Here is an 18,528-nt window from a genome sequence, read left to right as displayed (position 1 = left end):
GCACTTTCCCCCCGGCCCTTCCGTGCTAAACTCCCGTCCCCCGGTCCGTCCCGGTCTGGGCCACACACGTACTGAAGCAAATGGGCAAGACACTCTTCCAGAAAGTTTGGGAATCTCACTCCGTCGCTACGCTCTCCAATGGGCAGACGCAGCTCCTTATTGATACCCACCTGATTCACGAGGTCACCAGCCCCCAGGCGTTCGGCATGTTGCGCGATCTCGGCCTGAAGGTGGCCTATCCCCAGCGCACCTTTGCGACCGTGGACCACATCGTCCCCACCGACCAGCGGGAGGAGCCTTTCTCGGACTCCCTGGCGGATGCGATGATCAAGGAGCTCAACCGCAACGCCAAAGAATTCGGCGTCACTTATTTCGATCTGCGCAGCGGCAAGCAGGGCATTGTGCACGTGGTCGGACCGGAGCAGGGCATCACCCAGCCGGGCACCACCATCGCTTGCGGCGACTCCCACACTGCCACGCACGGGGCCTTCGGCGCCATCGCTTTCGGCATCGGCACCACCCAGGTGCGTGACATTCTGGCCACCCAGACCATGGCGCTCAGCCCTATGAAGGTGCGCCGCATCAACGTGGACGGCGAGCTTCGCCCCGGCGTGTATTCCAAGGACGTCATCCTCCACATCATCCGCCTCCTCGGCGCTGGTGGCGGCAAGGGCTACGCGTATGAGTACGGCGGCAGCATCTTCGACGGCTTCACGATGGAAGAGCGCATGACCGTGTGCAACATGTCCATCGAGGGCGGGGCCCGGGCCGGTTACGTCAATCCGGATGAAAAGACCTTTGAGTACCTGAAAGGCCGCCCGTACTCGCCCAAGGGCGAGGAGTGGGACAAGGCCGTCGCCGCCTGGCGCGCCGTCGCCTCCGATGCCGACGCAGTCTATGACGATGTGGTGAACATCCGCGCCGAGGACGTGCCACCCACCGTGACCTGGGGCGTGAGCCCAGACCAGGCCATCGCCGTGAACGAGCAGGTGCCCACCGTGGAAAGCGGCACCAGTGCCGAGCAGCGCATCTCCATCCAGGAAGCGCTGGAGTACATGAAGCTCGAAGGCGGCGCCCCCATCAAGGGCACCAGGATCGATGTCGCCTTCGTCGGCAGCTGCACGAACGGCCGTCTCTCCGACTTCCGCGAAGTGGCCCGCTTCCTGAAGGGTAAAAAGGTCGCTGGCCACGTGAAGGCGATCGCCGTTCCCGGCTCCCAGATTGTGGACGTCCTGGCCCGCCAGGAAGGCATCGACCAAGTCTTCACCGACGCCGGATTCGAGTGGCGCGGCGCGGGCTGCTCCATGTGCCTGGCCATGAACCCTGACAAGCTCGTGGGCGACCAGCTCTGCGCCAGCTCCAGCAACCGCAACTTCAAGGGCCGCCAGGGCAGCCCCACCGGACGCACCATCCTTATGTCCCCGCTCATGGTGGCCGCCGCCGCCGTCACGGGCGAGGTCGCCGACGCCCGCGAGGTCTTCGCCCTCTCCGCATAAAGTTTGGGCCTTTTCCCTCTTCCCTTACCCCTTTTCCCTCTCTCCCCTCCATGGCCCTTACGAAAGTCACGCAGATCGCCGGCACCGCCGTTCACGTTCCTGGCACCGACATCGATACCGACCGCATCATCCCCGCGCGCTTCATGAAGTGCGTCACCTTTGACGGTCTGGGCGAGTTCGCCTTCTACGATGTGCGGAAGAACCCCGATGGCACGGACAAGCCCCACCCGCTCAATGACGAACGCTTTACAGGGGCAAACATCCTCCTCTCCGGCGCCAACTTTGGCTGCGGCAGCTCCCGTGAGCACGCCCCCCAGGCTCTCTACCGCTTCGGCTTCCGCGCCATCATCGCCGAGAGCTTTGCGGAGATCTTCTTTGGCAACTGCACCACCCTCGGCATCCCCTGCGCCGTGGCCGCCCACAATGACATCGTCGCCCTGGCGAAGGAAGTGGAGCGCAACCCGAAGCTGGAAGTGACCGTGGACCTCCTCGAGGGCAAGGTCTTCTTTGAGGACCAGGAGTTCGCCATCATCGTGCCCCACACCGCTCGTGAGGCGCTCACCACCGGCCAGTGGGACCCTATTGCCGAGCTGCTGGAGAACAAGGACGCCGTGGACGCAAAGATCCGCGAGCTGGCCGTGGTGGCCTGATCACCGCGCCCCCCTTCTTCAAACTCTTTCTTCACGGCAAAGGCGGCATTCAGGCCGCCTTTGCCATTTGATCCGATCCATCCCTTTCTCGCTCCCAGTCTGAGCGGACGCCTCATCAGTCCTCATGAATTCCCTGTCGTCTGCCGAAACCATCCACGTCATCGGGCACCGCAATCCGGACACGGACGCCATCTGCGCCGCCATCGGTTACGCCGCCTTCCTGCGCGCCTCGCGGGATGTGGATGCCCGCCCTGCCTGCTGCGGGGAGATCAACGTGCGGACGAACTGGGTGCTCAGTGAGGCCGGGGTGGAGGCCCCGCGCCTGCTCATGGACGTGCGCCCCACCGCCGCCTCCGTCTGTCGGCGGGAAGTCGTCACCGCCTGCCAGGACGAGACTTTCCTCTCCGTGTACCGGAAGATGGTCGAGCATGGGTTCCGCGGCATCCCCGTGGTGAATCACGAGGGCGTGCTCGCTGGCATGCCCACGCTGCAGGAGCTCGCCCAGCTCTTCATGCCTGCCACGGCCAATGACGACGATGCGAACCGCCATGTCCGCACCAGTGAGGCCAATATGGTCGCCGCGCTCGATGGCGGCTTCCCCAACGGCCGCGCCCCGCTGGAGACCGTGGAGAATCTCATCCTCATGGTCGCCGGGTCCAGTCTGGAGACCTCCTCCACGCGCATGAAGCGCTTCCCCTCCCGCACCGTCATCATGATGGTGGGGGACCGCCCGGACGTGCAGCGCATGGCCATCCTCGCCGGGGTCGGCTGTCTGGTCATCACCGGCGGCTTCTCTGTGGGCGAGGAAATTGGCAAACTCGCCCGGGAGCAGGGCGTGCCCGTCATCGAGACCCGGTACGACACCGCCAGCGCCGCGCAGCTGGTGCGTTTCTCCCGCCCCATCGCGGATGCGCTCGACGAGATGTTCCTGAAGTTCAGCAGCAAGACCCCGCTCAAGGAGCTCATCGCCAGCGTGCATGACTCTCATCAGCCGCTCTTCCCCGTCGTGGATGATGAGACGGGCAAGCTCCTCGGCGTCTTCTCCAAGTCCGACCTCGTGGACGTGCCGCGCACCAAGCTCGCGCTGGTGGACCACAACGAGTTCTCCCAGGCCGTGACCGGGGCCGATGAGGCGGACATCCTGGAGGTCATCGACCACCACCGCCTCAGCGGGAACCTCCGCAGCAAGGAGCCCATCCGCTTCATCAACGAGCCCGTGGGCAGCACCAGCACCATCGTGGCCATGATGTTCCGCATGAGGAACCTGGCCCCCGACAAGGCGACCGCCATTTGCCTGTGTGCCGGGATGATCTCCGACACGCTGAACCTCACCTCGCCCACGACGACCAATACCGACCGCGAGATCCTTTCCTGGCTCGCCGAGATCGGCGGCATCGATGTCGCCGCCTTCACCGCCGGGTTCTTCGCCGCAGGCTCGATGCTCCGCGACCGCCCCGCCGATCTGGCCCTGGAGTCTGATCGCAAGGAGTTCGAGGAAAACGGCTGGCGTCTCAGCATCTCCCAGATCGAGGAACTCGGTCTCGACGAGTTCTGGAAGCAGGAAGCCGCCCTCCAGGAAGCGCTGGAGAAGATCGTCGTCCAGCGCAAGATGCACTTCGCCTGCCTCCTGGTGACCGACATCACCGAGCACGACAGCGTCCTCATCACCGCCGGTAACGACCGCGTGGACGACGCCATCGAGTACCCCCGCCTGAAGCAACATGTCTTCGAGCTCGCCGGCGTGGTCAGCCGGAAGAAGCAGCTTTTCCCGTACCTGAGCCGGGTGGTTGGCAAGCTTACCGCTCCTACGTTGTAAGGGAGTCAGGGGGAGGCGGGCCAGTGCGTCAGTCCGTCAGTGGGCAGTGCGTCAAGGCTTTGGCCCGAAGCTGTACGGAGTCCAGGCTTCAGCCTGTGCGAGTCGCAGAAGTCGCTCGGCGGAGCGGTCCCTGTAGTTCAGACTGGCAATCGGCATCAGTCGCCGGAGGGGGCCCTGGCTTGTAGATTCTAAGACATCAGCAGGGCGTTGTGAGGACCTTGAGGCTGCAAAAGGTCCGCGCCGGGGTTGGAGTACCGCTTTTAAGCGGAATCACTCCGCAAGCGTCCCACGACGACGCCCTCCGCCCCAACACCCAAACTCCCCGGGGCTGTAGGGCGAGCGCTCCGCTTGCCACCTACTACCCCAGACACCCAATCCCGCCCGGGCCTCTCTTCCAAGCGCCAGCTCAGGTCTGATGTCTTGTGTCTTCTAGTCTTCTGTCTGCCCGCGCAGCGGGCTCCAACTTTTTACTTCCCCGTATTTGAATGAACTTCCGCCCAGCGCGTCGAAGTCCCAGAATAACTCCCTCTCTCCCCAGCGCCCCAACCGCTTACCACTCACCTCTTACCTCTTACCGACCATGCCCCTCGCTCCCTCTCCGGCACTGGCTCACGCACTGGCAGCGGCCACGCTGACATTCACGTTCGCGTTCGCGCCCGCCACCGCCTCTGCCCAGAGCAGCAGCCTGGGGGGCCGCTCCCGCCTGGCTGCCAACACGGAGCCCGGGGCCATGTACATCGAGGACATCCTGCCCCGGCCCGTCCGCCTGACCGTCGCGGGTGAGTCCGTCATCTACTACCAGCTCGACCTCCAGCGTCCCCTGGGCGCGATGGCCCCCGGCACCACCGTGCAGCTCGTCGCCATGGCGGAAGATCTCTACAAGGTCCGCGGCCGCGCCCGCCACGGCGATGTCGCCGGTTGGATGAAGATGAGCGACCTCAAGTCCGCCGACCCCAAACTGGCCGAGAAGTTGAAGGCCTTCTTTGAGCGCCAAAAGGCCGTCGATGAGGTCATCGCCAACAAGCAGGTCGCCCTCGGCATGACCGTGGATGAGGTCAAAACCTCCCTCGGCAACCCCAGCCGCAAGTCCTCCAAGATCACCGCCGCAGGTCGGGAGGAAGCCTTGGAGTACAGCATCTTCGACCGCGTCCCCCAGATCACCACCGGCCGCGATGCCGAGGGCAACCTCGTCCAGCGCACCATCTACGTGAAGGTCGAGGTCGGCCGCCTCACCGTCAGCTTCAAGGACAACATCGTCACCGAGATCCAGGAGACCATGGGCAATCCGCTGGGGCCTGGGGGTGTGAGGATCATTCCGGGACCAATTACTGTATTTTAGACGGAGTTCGCCGGTCGCGAGGGCAGCGGAGACGCCAGACTGCCAGACACCAGACGTCAGACCTGAGCTCACGCACCCGCCGGAGCGCTCAGTAAAAGGAGCGAGGGACATTCCTGTCCCGGTCCGTGCCAAGCGTCCCATGACATCCTCCCTCCGCCCCAACGTCCAACCACCCCGGGCCCCTGTAGGGCAAGCGCCCCGCTTGCCGCAACCCACCCCCGCACACCCTGTCCGTCAGTGCGTCAGTGGGCAGTGCGTCAAGGCTTTGGCCCCGAAGCGGTACGGAGTCCAGGCTTCAGCCTGTGCCCCCTTCGCGGGAGACAGAAGACTGCCAGACTCCAGACGCCAGACCTGAGCTCCCGCAAAGGAGCACCCGTCCGCCGGAGCGGCCATTGGGGAGCGCACGCATCCTGCGTGCTGTTCGCGGCATCTTGCCGCGAACGTCGTTCTCTCTGCCCCCGACTCCCAACTCCTCCCCGAGCTCCTGTAGGGCAATCCCGACTCATCGGGGTTGCCGCGCCATACCCCCGGCGCCCAAATTAACCGGTCAGGCCAAAGGAGGCGGGGGTTCCTAGCCCCGCTCAGCCGAAGGCTCCTGACATCCTTTCCTCCCGGCCCTCCCACCCAAGCGCCAGCTCAAGTCTGACGTCTTGTGTCTTCTAGTCTGGCGTCTCCCGCGCAGCGGGCAAGAAGCCAGTGCGTCAGTGGGCAGTGCGTCAAGCCTCTGGCCCGAAGCTGTACGGAGTCCAGGCTTTAGCCTGCGCGAGTCACAGCAGACGTCCCAACCTACCGGTCAGGCCAAAGGAGGCGGGGGTTCCCAGCCCCGCTCAGTCGGGCTACCCGCGGCTCTGCTATCCGCCCCAACTTCCGCCAACCCTTGGGTTGTAGGGCGATCCCGACTCGTCGGGGTTGCCGCGACGACCCTTGACTTCCAAACCCTCCCTGGGCCCCCACCCAAGCGCCAGCTCAAGTCTGATGTCTGGTGTCTTCTAGTCTTCTGTCTTTTGAAACTTTTCCCTTTCTTTTCCCGCCCCCCACGCTACTTTCCCGGCCGCTCTCCCCTTGGGAGTCGCGCATGGCGAGGTAGCAAAGTGGTAATGCACTGGTCTGCAAAACCGGTATGCGCGGGTTCAATTCCCGCCCTCGCCTCCACCTTCAAAATCAATGAGTTAAGTTAATTTTTGAGGTTAGTGGCAACGACAGTGGCAACAAGTCAACTTCGTTCACTATTCTCTGGTGGTGTTCAACTTGGTTCCCGGAAGGGGCAGGGAACATCAACAACATCGCCACTGAGAAGAAGATCCACCATGTCGGGTGGGAACCCTTTTGGGAGTACCTTGTTAAAATCCCAATTACGGATGGGGCGCTTAAGAGCTTGGACTCTTTTCCGAAGCTTACGCACGGTATCTGGGTTTCGATTCTGGCCATACCATTCAAGTGCCCTCATTCCATTGCTGAGAATGAGATTTGCAGCTTCACATTCCGCAAGAAGACCCTCAATCTTGAAGCTGCCGATATCCAACTTCACCTTGGGTTCCAGAGAGCAGACAGCCTCCCGGAAGATCCTCCACGCCACGAAATAGTAGGGGATTGGATACGTGCCTCTGGTCCCCCAGAAGTTCGACAGAAACTCGGGAAGAAATTTCCTGATAGCGGACCGCGTTTTTAAGCTCACTTCGATCCTGAGCACGTGTCCTATCGGGTAGAGTTTTTTGCCCCGCTTCGAATTGAGTTGACTTCCTTTGTCATATAGAATGACAGACAAATCTTTGCCGCACCACTGAATCGACTCGGGAAGTCTCGTCGCTTCGCAGACGTAGATTTTGCCCGCCGCATTGATACCCTTAGGCTTAGCATCTCTGTACTGTGAAATCACTTGGGGAACATCGCACCGAATTTGAATCGCAAAGTCCCATCGGAGCAAATCCCATGGCGCAATGTCATCTTGCGAAATCTCTCCCAGGATCTCTCTAACGCGTCTTATTGCACCGTCCAGTTCGTCGTACTTCAGACAGATTCCGTTTGTTCCGTGCAGCACGGCAGGCAGGCTGCAAGTCACGCGCTTCACCTCACCCCCCCAAATCGAGGCGCGGATGCTGGTAGCAATGTGTTCTGCGGTGATGCTGGAATAAGCATTCTGCCGTGCCTGGGTAGGGTGCCGGGCCCTGTACGTGAATTCCCAATTGATTAACTCGCGCTGATGTGATGACGAATTCGACAACGCAGCCGCGACCTCTGGATGAAGCGGTCTTCTAATGTCGGCACGAATAGTGTCCATGGTTACTCGATCCATGGCCGAACGTCCGAAATTCGTCAACGGTATTAACAACCTCCAAACCCAGACATTTTCGTCCGGATCTTGTCCCACTAGTGCCGAAGATTCACTTCGCACGGCGATAGCCGTGTCGCAAAGCACCAAGCCGTCGATGGGTCAGCCCGAAGCCGTCTGCGTCCGACGACCGCGAAGCGGGAGGAAGGACCAGGCGGCAAGGGATGTACCACGTCGACGCTTGCGCGGCAGCGTTTACAAGAGTTGCGAATGTACCTGCGCCGGGAGGCCCTCGTCTCTGGATCTTTCGCAAAACGCGACCATTGGTCGCGCGCACGCAAAGCATTTAGATGCTCCACAGGCGCTTGGCTTGGCATGGAGCCGCTGAAGTGGGGCAGTGGTCTTGCGTCAGTCCTGAGTCGCGGCGGGGGGCTTTATCAGCCGGACACGAAAGTGTGAGGACGAACACTGTGCAAACTCCGCCAAGTACGACGGATGCGTGTTTAAAAGGCCGTCCGATAAAGCCTGTTTGGCTTTCCGGGCAAAGAATCGCCGTCATGACGTTGTTGACTCCGGGTTTCTGTTGGTCGAACTCCCTTTAATCTCACTGTCCTCCTCGTCTGAGACACCTTCCGCTTCCATGACCAAAGACGTCCCCTTTTCGCGGGAAGCTTGCCGGTACTCGTTTGATAGTTTTAAGTGCCAGAGGATGCCCTCTGCTAGTTCGACCGGAATCCCCTCCTTCCCATACTCGGATATAACTGCATCTGTCAGTGCAGGAATTTGCTCGCTCCCGTGGACAATCATGTGATTGGTCAAGAGCCGGAAAATTGAATTGGATTGTTCTGCAGCGGGTATGGAGGCCCAAGCGCGCGCTTCTCCGATGCTTCCAAGCTCGTGCTCAGTTGGAGGGAGAATGCCTACGTTGGCTTCCCGCAAAAACTCTCCAATGGGTGCACGAGCCAGCTTCTTTCTGACTTCGGATTTCGAATCGCCGGAGAGGCTTTCCCAAACACGGTTTTCGCCGATTCGCACCAGGGCCTCGGCGGTAGGAGGCGGACTATTGTTGAATGCCTCATACGCTGCATTTTTTATCCTGTTTGCACTGGCGGCTATGGCCAGGGCGGCAGACGCATGGTCGTCGCCGTTTGTTCTGGCACTCAATGCTTCCGAGCATAGTTCAAGGAATACCAGAGTTCCTTCAATGGCTCTCTGCATCGCAGACTGAGGTTGGTTTTCGGGTGCGGGAGAGGATGAAGTTGTCACAATCCCCGCGGCGACCAGGTTTGCCGCAAGGCCTGCGAATTCCACGGGGGAAATTCCCGCCCTGATAACGTAATTTGCAGTTGTCATGCGCATAGAGTTTGTATGTATGCGAGCGGATGGTTCTGCGCCGCAGCTCCAGGGTTCTCTCCGCGTATTTACCGAGCCACCGGGCAGGGGGGAGACACTCCCGCACCTTCATGCTGTCCTGCTCCCGGCTTCGTCTTTTGGAAACTCCATTCGTTGGTTGTCTGAGCTTCCTTTGAACTCACGCAAAAGAGCGGAGAATACAATGTGGCCCACAATCACCGGCGAGAAGATTATTGTTGCCGCCAACATCACCATTCCGATGATCGGCTTTGGCACGGATTTCATAAGATGGTCAGAATTGGTTTGCCAGTAGGTTTCCAAGTGTTATGCGCGCTCCGCTTCCAGCGCTCGCGGCGGCTGGAAGCGGTCGCAGAGCAAATGGCTCAGTTGACTTTCACTTCGATCTGACGAGGAAGTGCTTTTTCATGTTTGGACACTGTGATGTGCAGCACTCCCTCACTGAATGCGGCACTCACCCTGCCCGGATCCGCGTCTTCTGGGAGGGCGAAAGTTCGGAAGAACGGTCCGTAAGGCCTTTCAAGTCGATGGATCTTCCGACCGTCCTTTTCTTCTTTGGGTTTCCGTTCGCCACTGACGGTGAGCCTTCCGTTCTCCAGAGTAATCTTCACGTCTTCCTTGCGCACCTGCGGCAGTTCGGTGGTGATCAGGTATTCTGAGGGGTCTTCTACGATGTCCACAAGTGGGGCCCACGGTGGGCTTTCCATATCAGGGCCTCCGTTGTTGGCCATGCTTGGAGCGAGGGCGTTGAAGACTCGATTCTGAAGGTTTTCGATCTCCCGAAGAGGGTTCCATCGCATAACTGCATTCATGTCGTTAGCTGAATTAGGTTAGCGGGCTTAGTGGATGACAGACCGCGGCCCGCACCGCGTCTCTGTCTATGCGTTTTGCGCACAAAATGCCCTCCAACAGATTTGATGCCAGTGTTGAGCATTTGCAACAACCTCGTCTTGTGGGCTTTATGCATATGGATGGAGGTGGCTCGGAGTGAAAAATTGTCTCAATCTTGAAACTTTGACTCAATTCGCTTGGGTCATTTTGGCGCGAAGTCTCTCGGGCCGATCTCGGGCCTACCAACGAGACAGGCCAAGGTGCAGGCCTGGGGTTATCAACCACTTTAGCGATCGTGAAAAACCACGCAGATTTCCCAAAGTCTATAGCGAAATAGGCTTGGGGAACCGGTTCCAGGTTTGCCTTCCCGCCCAAACGCATGCCGAGATGCCGCTGAGTGAAAACTTCACGGCGGATCTGCCAAGGGGAAATGGCGAGCTCGTCCTGGTGGTGGACGATGAAGTCTCGGTTCGGGAGATCACTCATCAGACCCTTGAGGCATTCGACAACAAGGCTACACTCGCATGAGATGGAGCCGAGGGCCACCGCCACCTATGCTCTGCATCGCCAAGAGATAGATGTCGTGCTCACTGACATGATGATGCCTCTGATGGACGGGCCAACGATGATTCAGGTGCTTGTACGCATCAATCCAAAAGTAAAAGTGCTTGCTGCCAGCGGTCTCAACGCTGACGGCGTGGTAGCACGGGAGTCAAACGCAGGGCTCGCATTTTCTGCCCAAGCGGTACATCGCGGGAGCGCTGCTTCGAGCGCTCCGGCAGATTATCTATGGCACTTCCTCCGAATAGGAGGGCTGGCTTAAGTCCCGCGCAGCACTTGGGCGAGAACTGCATTCCGCGAACCCTCTTTGCCCGCTCTCACGCTGTGCTGATCAGGTGTTTTGGTGAGCGGCAAGAATCAATGGAAGTGGAACGGCGGAACTTTTCTGATGGGATCCGCTGGCATGGTTTGACGTGTGCTGCGTTTGCGCAAGCCACGCCCAAGCCCGTTCATGCATCCAGCACTATGTTCTCGCGCGATCTTGCAATGAACGCTCGCTCGTAGGTTGGATTGCACTTGCAACGGGTTCGTCGGCAACCCCAAGTGGATTTTTATGAGCGACAATACAGGGTTATTTATTAAGGGGTTTGGCAGCCCGGAGCACCTGCTACAGGCGATCGTGGACTCATCCGACGATGCCATTGTTTCAAAGGACCTCAACGGTATTGTGACCAGCTGGAACCGGGGGGCGGAACGCATTTTCGGTTATTCTGCCCCTGAAATCATTGGCAAACACATTTCATTGCTGATTCCCAAAGAGAGGCTGAAAGAAGAGCCCCTGATACTCGAACAGCTACGCCGCGGTGAGCGTGTGGACCATTTCGAAACCCAACGCGTCCGCAAGGATGGAGAGATCCGCGAAATCTCCCTCACAATTTCACCCGTTAGAGATAGCATGGGCCAGATTGTTGGTGCGTCCAAGATTGCACGAGACATTACAGCCCAGAAAAAGGCGGCGCTAGCCATTGCTGCAGCAAACGAGCAGACGGAGCGTCAAGGCCGGATGAAAGATGAGTTCCTTGCCACACTCTCCCATGAACTGCGAACCCCTTTGCAATCGATCTTGGGGTGGGTGCAGCTCCTGCTTGCAGGCGATATGGATGAGGTGGAGGTGAGAGAGGGGTTAAATGTGATCAAGCGAAACGCTCAATCCCAGCAGCGAATCATTGAAGACCTTCTGGATATGAACCGGATCCTCTCAGGCAAGGTCCGTCTTGAGGTGGAGCGGGTCGAGCTTGGCCCCATTCTGGAGGCTGTCATGGAAACCGTGAAGCCCGCCGCTGATGCGAAAAACATCCGCATGCATGCTGTTCTTGATGGGCTCCCGAAACTGGTACACGGAGATCCCCAGCGCCTCCATCAGGTATTTTGGAATTTGCTCAACAATGCCATAAAGTTCACACCCCGGGGGGGGCGAATTGAGATCCTGCTTCAGAGAGTGAATTCACATTTTGAAGTCGCGGTCTCTGATAACGGCGTGGGTATCACGGAGGACTTTCTACCTTATGTTTTTGACAGGTTTCGTCAGGCGGACGCTTCTTCCACCAGGACCTACGGTGGCTTGGGCCTGGGATTGGCTATCGTAAAACACCTGGTTGAGCTTCATGGCGGAACGGTAGTTGCTAAAAGCGCCGGGCCAGGACGAGGGTCAACCTTCGCGGTCATGCTGCCGATTGCCGCCCTGAAGGAGGGCGAAGGCACGCATGGTCGCGCTCCAGCCCCATCAACAGAGATTCCCCACAGGTCGTTGCCTCAGCTCTCAGGACTCTCCGTGCTAGTGGTTGAGGACGACGAAGACTCGCGGGATCTTCTCGCGCGGACTCTGAAAAACGCGGGAGCAACGGTGACAACGGCGTGCTCAGCAGATGAAGCGCTTCTGAAGTTCGGGACCTCGGCAACCGATGTGATAGTGAGCGATATCGGCATGCCCGAGAAGGACGGCTATACGTTTATTGAAACCATCCGTTCCAAGTCTGCTAAAGACGGGGGAAAGGTGCCAGCGGTGGCACTCACCGCTTATAGCCGTGTGGAAGACCGAGTCAGAGCACTCTGTGCAGGATTCCAAATCCTCTTGCCCAAGCCCGCGGACTCGTCAGAGCTTGTGGTTACCGTTGCAGCGTTGGCCAAGCAGTTCAAGTGACTTGCCGAAGATCTACCGTTCCTCACCATGCGCGGCGGGCAGTTGTTGGGCACGGACGGCTACCACTCCGTGAATTCGGGGAAGTACTACCCTGAAAACACTGCCTCGGTTCGGTTCAGATTCGAGTGAAATAGATCCCTTGAGCAAATCTACAAGCCCCGAAACAATGGACAACCCCAGGCCCGAGCCGCGAAGTGGCGATGCTGAGGCTACCTGATAATACTCAGAAAAGATATGTTGGCGGTCCGATTCAGAAATGCCCAAGCCGGTATCTTCCACAACAATGGCCCAGTCGTTGGTGCTAACGCCTTCGAAGCGGAGATGAACCTCTCCGGTAGGGGTGTACTTGATGGCGTTGGACACGAGATTCTCCGCGATCTGCCTTACACGGAGCTCGTCTGTGTAAATTGTGCCGAGTTCGCCTTTGACGGAGGATCTAAAAATTACTCCATTGGCCTCCGCCACCGGGCGGTGTGCAGCTTCCAGGAGCTTGAGCAGCGACCGAGGATCGAACCACGCGGGCTTGGCTACGTTCTGACGCGAAAAGATGAGAGACAAATCAAGCAGGTCGTCCAGAACCTGCTTCATGTGACTGCAGTTGCGGTCGAGGTTTCCCCTCATAAACACAATCGACTCCGGGTCGTCGCTCGACAGAAGCGCGGATGCCAGACCTACGGAGTTTAGCAAATTGCGAAGCTCATGCGACACAGTGCGGATGAGACGAAGTCGGGCCTCATTAGAAAGCCGGACAGTGGTCTCGCTTTCTTCGGCATGCTTTTCGACCGAACGACATTCCAGTTCGTTCAGAAAAGAGTCTGCCGAGCTGCATGCGAGAGAAAATACATCCAGTTCGTTTGGTTTGCCACGTGCAAACTCCCTGACGTTGTCAAACAATACCCTGCGGAGCCTGTAGATTTCCCAAACGAGTTCTTTGTAACTGTATCCTTGGCCCCATCTCTCAGCACCGTGTTTCACGGCATTCCACTTTGCACCGATTCCAGTTTCTTCGTCCCCTGAGCGTAGAACCTGAATGAAGTCCTCCAGAAGCAGGGGAATATGATCTTCAAGGAGATGATCAGAGAGACGGTCCGCGGTCGTGAGGCGGGGGTCTTTCTTAACCTCGTCCACCCACGACCGGACAATGTCCCCCGTCCTTTCGGCTAAGAAGGCTGAGAGCGTAGTTGGACTGCATCTATGATCTCCATGCTGTTTATGCGCAGGATCGGGGGCTACTGCCTATATGGCTGTTTCGCAATGTTCTGGCGCCCACGGAGGCGGGGCGTGAGAGGACCTGCTCCTGATACATGTGACATGTTTTATACCAGCAGGACTCGTTGGCTGACGGCTTACTTGGCCATTTGATAGTCAGGTATGGTTCCGGTCTAGTGAGCAGAGACATGAAACGATGCGTCGAAGTCTCCCACGAACAGCATGGCGTACGGGGCAACAACCTCTGGCTCAACCCCCGCGAGGAGGCCGCCGGGGTGGCAGGTGCAGGGGACCTCGGGAGACACCTGAAATGGAGTGATCTCCATTTGGGCGTGTTCGCAGCCCGTTGAGGGGAAAAAATCAGACGTTTGGTCTGTGTGAGGGGCGTTGCCGGATGTCGGGCCGGAGGACCAGGTGGTCTGGTGATAGCTCCCCTCCCATAGGGGCCTGTGGTTTAGCTGGAGCGAATTCCGGAACATTTTAGCACCTGGAAGCCACGCCACCGCCTGGAGGAGCAACCAGTGGGCCTGCCTGCATGAAAGGCTTACCCCGTTGCCTGCTGGGATGCGCCACTTTCCCAGAAGTGTTCCCGGCATTCCGATTCAAATCTTGGAGAAAGCTCGTCGGACCTCACGCTTTCGATAATCGTGTACATCCAGAGCTCTGGCCAACATGCCGCTGAGGGGTAGGGACACTACAAGGAATTCCAAACCCCACAAAGAACCGATAGCCGTCACCAGAAGGGCTATCAGCGACAGCCTCACTGCTCGCTTCGTATTCAAAGGCGCTTCGAAGAAGAGGTCGCGCATGTACATTGCTCCACTAAACTCCAAGCCGGGAGATTTTCAAGGTGGCTGAGCCAGCTCTCACCGCCGCACTACCTCACACATGGAATTAAACCTGGGTCAGATCTCTCCGCAGGACATGACACGGCGGTGAGCTTGACGATCATCGAGAACTGCCGCCGCGGCGAATAGACCGGATCTATTAGCACGAGAGCCTGAGCAGGGTAAATTGGATCACCGGTCCTTTAGCTGCATCCAGACCGGAGCATGATCGCTGGTTTTTTCCCAGCCGCGGACATGCTTGTCGACTCCCGCCTTCTTCAGACGATTCTCCAGATGACGGTTTAGCAGGAAATGGTCAATGCGCAGGCCCGCGTTCCGAGCATAGGCATTGCGAAAATAGTCCCAGAATGTGTAAATTCTCTCCTGTGGGTGGAGCTTTCGAATGGCATCAGTCCATCCCAGATCGGTAAGGCGTTTGAACGCCCTGCGGACCTCAGGACGAAAGAGTGCGTCCTCCTGCCAGCTCTCAGGCTTGTACACATCGATGTCCGCTGGCATGACGTTGAAATCGCCGATGAGCATCACAGGTACATCGTATTTGAGGAGCGCTTTGGAGTGGGTGATGAGCCGTTTGAACCAGGCGAGCTTGTAGTCAAATTTCGGTCCCGGTGCGGGGTTTCCGTTGGGGAGGTAAAGGCATCCAATGACCATGTTGCTGACAATGCCTTCGATGTAGCGGCTGTGACTGTCTTGGGGATCCCCAGGTAACTGTCGCCGCACCTCTTGAATCTTACCGACGCGCGACAGAATGGCGACGCCGTTCCAACTCTTCTGGCCATGCCAGATCGCCTCATAGCCGGCTCTTTGAATGGGCGGGAGGGGGAACTTTTCATGGGGTGCCTTCAGTTCTTGCAGGCAAACAATATCCGGCTCCGCCTCCTTGAGCCAGCGGAGGAGGACGGGGAGCCGACCGTTGATGCCATTCACATTGTAGCTGGCGATCTTCATGAAAGAGATGGCTGGATGCACTACCAGTCCTGTGACTACCAAGTCACCCCAGCTATGATCGGCACTGGTCCACTTCCTGAATGTGGGGAATACATTCCCATGAGTCCCCACTCAGAGGGCGGGTAATTGGGAGGAAATGAGGCCGTTCCGCCTTTGAACCACTTCAACCACACGCACGCGTGGCGAAGCGTCAGAATTACGGCTTGAGATCAGGGGTAGGCCCAACTAAGAGGTAAAATGGCCCGATCACCTTCTCCGAATTTAGACAATCTCAGGAAAGCCATCGCTCTAGCCGAACAGATCCAGCAGCTTGAAGGCGATCTGGCAAGAATTCTCGATGGGTCCAGCCTTGCCGCCGAGCCCATCAAGCGTCGCGGTAGGCCGCCAAAGGTGACTGGGGTAAGGGAGGAGAAGCCGAAGCCAACGAGGAAGCGGGTAATGTCTGAGGCGGGCCGGCGACGGATCATCGAAGCCCAAAAGAGAAGATGGGCCGCCAGGAGAAAAGTCAGCTGACAGCAGGTCTGCCATTTGGCCTCTAGAGCTTAGTGCGTCTGAAGGACGCTCAAGTACCTACTCAACGATGATCAAGGGCAGCGACATCCTGTTCTGTATCCACGTCGAAAGCTGCTTCGGGGCACGGAACGAAACCCAACTCCTCAGCAGGTCGCTGACGAATGATCGCTTTTGCGCCGTCGTGACCCTTTAGTAGACGAAGCTGAGCAAAATGTTGTGCGGTAAACAGAACAGGTGGACCAACGATCTTGTTATCGCCATGTCGTGAGGCCACAATGGAACATCCGGCGTCGTGTTGATGGCGGACTAGAGCCCGGAGCATGCACGCCGTGATGGTTGGCTGATCACAGAGTGTAATGATCACAGCATCATGCTCTGCCTCCCGGACGCACTGCATCCCAGTTGCGATGGAGGTGCCCATGCCTTCATCCCATTGGAGATTGAGGACCATAGTGATCGGGAGGCCGAGCAGTGCCTCGCGACACTCAGGCTCCCCAGAGCCCAGAACGACAATCACCGGGCCAAGCGCGGCAGCGAGAGCCGTTTGCGCTGCATGGCGCAGGAGGGTGCCATCCCTATAGCGGAGCAGCTGTTTGGGCCTGCCAAGACGGCTGGAGCTGCCTGCAGCAAGGAGAAGAATGGCTGTGGCGGGCATGGAGACCTCAGGCAGCTTCGCTTTTCGTGAACGCCGTGTCCGCAAGATGAATGGGAGTGGCGCGGTCGCAGGGAGGTGAGCCTGCCCTCCCGGGTGGCGCTGAGCCTCACGCGCTGCTGGATGAGTGGCCGGTGCCCCACGCACTGAAACATGGAGCGGCGATTGATCACCAGTTTCACCGGCACATTGAGCTGGCGCGCCGCCGCCGCCGCCAGGGCGCAATGGGTCCAGGGCCAAGAGCTTGCCTCCGAACCCGGAACCGAGGAACTTGGAATAACGCGCATGTTTTCCTTCGGGACGCCCAACATTTGGGCAAGGACATTGCGTGCATTCACCACGGCCTGGGTGGTGTCATACAGGGTGAAGCTGCTACCGTCCCATAAGGCCACCGTGGCGTGGAGCTCAATGGGATTGTGCGTTTCCGCCGGGAGAAAGTAGGTGGCATCCAGGGTCATCGCCGCTTTTTCAAAGGCGGGCTCTGGCTCTCCGCGCTCGCTCTGGACCTTGGGGGATTCCAGATCCTCCGGTTTGGCACCTCCCTTCTTGCGAACGCCGGCGAGACGCTCCACGCCGAGCATTGGTTCGACATTTGGCTTCTCCCGTTTGTAGGTCACCTTCACCGCATCTGCGGCGGCACCTGCTTGCTCAATCGTTTCACCCACCGCCAGCGCCACATACTGGCCGTAGTAGCGGATGACACCGTCCTCGAAAGGCGGACGCGTCTCATCGATCATCGAGAGATCACCAAAGCTCACTGACACACGGAAGAGTTTGCCAATGTTTTCCCGATGATAAATGGCACGGACGCCTGGCATCTGCTCCGCCGCCGCTGTGTCGAACTTTTCAATCTTGCCATCCGCGATGGTGGCGGACACTGGGACCGCATAGAGAATTCCGGGAAAGTGGTGGTCAGAGCTGTACATCGCCCGGCCCGTGACCTTGAGCGGTCCGTCCACTCGGGGGCGTGCCTTGCCGACGATCTTGGGGGAGGTGAGGGGTTCAGCAGCCATGGCGTGGTTCTCCAAATCAGCAAGTCAATCAGGCAGGTTGAGCGGCGAGTTTCAGCGCGTGTATGAGGCACCGCCCGGCCAGCTCGATCTTGAAGGCGTTCTCGGACTGTGGGCGCGCGCCCTGCATGGCCGTCTCCGCAGCCCGCTGGTAGGTCGTCTCCGCGGCGGGCTGTCCCTCCAGAGCAGCCTCCACCTCCCTGGTCCCGCCAAGGTTTCACGCCGATGCCCCCCATCGCCACTCGCGCCCGGGTGATTTTGCCCTCCACGACCGTGAGCACCACGGCGGCAGATGCCAGGGCAAACTCGTACGACGCACGATCACGCAGCTTCACGTACAGTGATTTGTTTCCTGGTACTGGTGGCGGCAAGGTGACATGGGTGATGAGATCGCCGGGCTGGATCACCGTCTCCTCATGTGGGGTCTCCCCAGGCAGCAGGTGAAACTCCGCAAAGGGAATGGAGCGTGCTCCGTTGGGCCCCGTGACATGGATGACGGCCTCGAGCGCGGCCATGGCCACGCACATGTCTGAGGGGTTGTTCGCGATGCAATGCTCGCTGGTGCCGAGGATGGCGAGATTGCGATTGTGCCCGTGGATCGCCGCGCAACCGCTGCCGGGCTCACGCTTGTTGCACGGCATCGCGGTATCGCGGAAGTAGATGCAACGCGTGCGTTGCAGGAGATTGCCTCCGGTGGTGGCGCGATTCCGCAACTGCGCGGAGGCCCCCTGCAGAATCGCCTGGGAAAGCACGGGATAGTCCCGCAGCACGGCGGGATGCTGGGCCAGCACAGAGTTCCGCACTGTGGCGCCGATCTTCAGGCCGCCATCGGGCAGGCTCTCGATCTGATCGAGGGGGAGCCGGTTAATATCGAT

General features: G+C 59.0%; 15 protein-coding genes, 1 tRNA gene and 2 pseudogenes. 8 read left to right on the top strand and 10 right to left on the bottom strand.

The window, feature by feature from the left end:
- Positions 1–80 precede the first annotated feature (80 nt).
- The 5 genes from leuC (at position 81) to BV034_RS32080 (ending at position 6,453) form a co-directional block, all read left to right on the top strand.
- Positions 81–1,496: a 3-isopropylmalate dehydratase large subunit gene (leuC, locus tag BV034_RS32100; protein ID WP_050031021.1), complete on the top strand. Its 1,416-nt coding sequence runs from the start codon at positions 81–83 to the stop codon at positions 1,494–1,496.
- Positions 1,497–1,546: 50 nt separating this feature from the next.
- Complete coding sequence (leuD, locus tag BV034_RS32095) at positions 1,547–2,146, top strand: 3-isopropylmalate dehydratase small subunit (protein ID WP_050031020.1); 600 nt, start codon at positions 1,547–1,549, stop codon at positions 2,144–2,146.
- A gap of 124 nt (positions 2,147–2,270) precedes the next feature.
- Entirely contained in the window at positions 2,271–3,962 is a 1,692-nt protein-coding gene (locus tag BV034_RS32090) for a putative manganese-dependent inorganic diphosphatase (protein ID WP_050031019.1), read from the top strand.
- A gap of 580 nt (positions 3,963–4,542) precedes the next feature.
- Positions 4,543–5,301 (top strand): hypothetical protein, encoded by a 759-nt coding sequence (locus tag BV034_RS32085; protein WP_050031018.1) that lies wholly within the window; start codon positions 4,543–4,545, stop codon positions 5,299–5,301.
- 1,077 nt (positions 5,302–6,378) lie between these two features.
- A tRNA-Cys gene (locus BV034_RS32080) sits at positions 6,379–6,453 on the top strand.
- Positions 6,454–6,544: 91 nt separating this feature from the next.
- Here BV034_RS32080 and BV034_RS32075 read toward each other — a convergent pair.
- From BV034_RS32075 to BV034_RS32065, 4 genes are all read right to left on the bottom strand, one after another.
- Complete coding sequence (locus BV034_RS32075) at positions 6,545–7,579, bottom strand: hypothetical protein (RefSeq protein WP_265593710.1); 1,035 nt, start codon at positions 7,577–7,579, stop codon at positions 6,545–6,547.
- Positions 7,580–8,125: 546 nt separating this feature from the next.
- Positions 8,126–8,923: a hypothetical protein gene (locus BV034_RS32070; RefSeq protein WP_265593709.1), complete on the bottom strand. Its 798-nt coding sequence runs from the start codon at positions 8,921–8,923 to the stop codon at positions 8,126–8,128.
- A 108-nt stretch (positions 8,924–9,031) separates the two neighbouring features.
- A complete protein-coding gene (locus BV034_RS36660; protein WP_265593708.1) occupies positions 9,032–9,244 on the bottom strand; it encodes a hypothetical protein in 213 nt (70 codons plus the stop codon).
- 62 nt (positions 9,245–9,306) lie between these two features.
- Positions 9,307–9,753: an Hsp20/alpha crystallin family protein gene (locus BV034_RS32065; protein ID WP_038160091.1), complete on the bottom strand. Its 447-nt coding sequence runs from the start codon at positions 9,751–9,753 to the stop codon at positions 9,307–9,309.
- A 406-nt stretch (positions 9,754–10,159) separates the two neighbouring features.
- Between BV034_RS32065 and BV034_RS36655 the strand changes: the two genes are divergently transcribed.
- Positions 10,160–10,300: a hypothetical protein gene (locus BV034_RS36655; protein WP_265593707.1), complete on the top strand. Its 141-nt coding sequence runs from the start codon at positions 10,160–10,162 to the stop codon at positions 10,298–10,300.
- 586 nt (positions 10,301–10,886) lie between these two features.
- The gene (locus tag BV034_RS32055; protein ID WP_050031013.1) at positions 10,887–12,473 is read left to right on the top strand and encodes a PAS domain S-box protein; all 1,587 of its coding nucleotides are present in this window, start codon (positions 10,887–10,889) and stop codon (positions 12,471–12,473) included.
- Positions 12,474–12,485: 12 nt separating this feature from the next.
- Here the strand turns inward: BV034_RS32055 and BV034_RS36940 are convergent, their stop codons facing one another.
- Together BV034_RS36940 and BV034_RS36935 are read right to left on the bottom strand one after the other, a co-directional pair.
- Positions 12,486–13,367, bottom strand: coding sequence for a HAMP domain-containing sensor histidine kinase (locus BV034_RS36940; protein ID WP_343123305.1), 882 nt, complete (start codon positions 13,365–13,367; stop codon positions 12,486–12,488).
- Positions 13,365–13,637 (bottom strand): annotated as a pseudogene (locus BV034_RS36935) (RsbRD N-terminal domain-containing protein); the annotation flags it as partial. The gene BV034_RS36940 and the pseudogene BV034_RS36935, both read right to left, overlap by 3 nt.
- A gap of 233 nt (positions 13,638–13,870) precedes the next feature.
- Here BV034_RS36935 and BV034_RS36640 point away from each other — a divergent pair.
- Positions 13,871–14,032: a hypothetical protein gene (locus BV034_RS36640; protein ID WP_265593706.1), complete on the top strand. Its 162-nt coding sequence runs from the start codon at positions 13,871–13,873 to the stop codon at positions 14,030–14,032.
- A gap of 669 nt (positions 14,033–14,701) precedes the next feature.
- On the opposite strand, the gene xth is transcribed toward BV034_RS36640, so the two are convergent.
- The 4 genes and pseudogenes from xth to BV034_RS36930 all read right to left on the bottom strand — a co-directional run.
- Positions 14,702–15,478 carry an exodeoxyribonuclease III gene (xth, locus tag BV034_RS32035; protein WP_050031009.1) on the bottom strand — a complete coding sequence of 259 codons (777 nt, stop codon included), beginning with the start codon at positions 15,476–15,478 and terminating at the stop codon, positions 14,702–14,704.
- Between the two features lie 574 nt (positions 15,479–16,052).
- Entirely contained in the window at positions 16,053–16,580 is a 528-nt protein-coding gene (locus tag BV034_RS32025) for a nucleotidyltransferase family protein (protein ID WP_265593713.1), read from the bottom strand.
- Positions 16,505–17,656 carry a molybdopterin cofactor-binding domain-containing protein gene (locus BV034_RS35430; RefSeq protein WP_050031006.1) on the bottom strand — a complete coding sequence of 384 codons (1,152 nt, stop codon included), beginning with the start codon at positions 17,654–17,656 and terminating at the stop codon, positions 16,505–16,507. Before BV034_RS35430 ends, BV034_RS32025 begins: the two co-directional genes overlap by 76 nt.
- A gap of 28 nt (positions 17,657–17,684) precedes the next feature.
- Positions 17,685–18,528: pseudogene (locus BV034_RS36930) on the bottom strand (xanthine dehydrogenase family protein subunit M); the annotation flags it as partial.

Origin of the sequence: Verrucomicrobium sp. BvORR034 (assembly GCF_000739635.1) — a bacterium.
GTDB lineage: Bacteria > Verrucomicrobiota > Verrucomicrobiia > Verrucomicrobiales > Verrucomicrobiaceae > Verrucomicrobium.
This window is presented reverse-complemented; position numbering and strand designations above follow the sequence as displayed.

Bases quoted from the DNA above. Each gene is read 5' to 3' on its own strand.
- leuC (WP_050031021.1), top strand. From the start codon at position 81: ATGGGCAAGACACTCTTCCAGAAAGTTTGGGAATCTCACTCCGTCGCT.
- leuD (WP_050031020.1), top strand. From the start codon at position 1,547: ATGGCCCTTACGAAAGTCACGCAGATCGCCGGCACCGCCGTTCACGTT.
- BV034_RS32090 (WP_050031019.1), top strand. From the start codon at position 2,271: ATGAATTCCCTGTCGTCTGCCGAAACCATCCACGTCATCGGGCACCGC.
- BV034_RS32085 (WP_050031018.1), top strand. From the start codon at position 4,543: ATGCCCCTCGCTCCCTCTCCGGCACTGGCTCACGCACTGGCAGCGGCC.
- BV034_RS32075 (WP_265593710.1), bottom strand. From the start codon at position 7,579: ATGGACACTATTCGTGCCGACATTAGAAGACCGCTTCATCCAGAGGTC.
- BV034_RS32070 (WP_265593709.1), bottom strand. From the start codon at position 8,923: ATGACAACTGCAAATTACGTTATCAGGGCGGGAATTTCCCCCGTGGAA.
- BV034_RS32065 (WP_038160091.1), bottom strand. From the start codon at position 9,753: ATGAATGCAGTTATGCGATGGAACCCTCTTCGGGAGATCGAAAACCTT.
- BV034_RS36655 (WP_265593707.1), top strand. From the start codon at position 10,160: ATGCCGCTGAGTGAAAACTTCACGGCGGATCTGCCAAGGGGAAATGGC.
- BV034_RS32055 (WP_050031013.1), top strand. From the start codon at position 10,887: ATGAGCGACAATACAGGGTTATTTATTAAGGGGTTTGGCAGCCCGGAG.
- BV034_RS36640 (WP_265593706.1), top strand. From the start codon at position 13,871: ATGAAACGATGCGTCGAAGTCTCCCACGAACAGCATGGCGTACGGGGC.
- xth (WP_050031009.1), bottom strand. From the start codon at position 15,478: ATGAAGATCGCCAGCTACAATGTGAATGGCATCAACGGTCGGCTCCCC.
- BV034_RS35430 (WP_050031006.1), bottom strand. From the start codon at position 17,656: ATGGCTGCTGAACCCCTCACCTCCCCCAAGATCGTCGGCAAGGCACGC.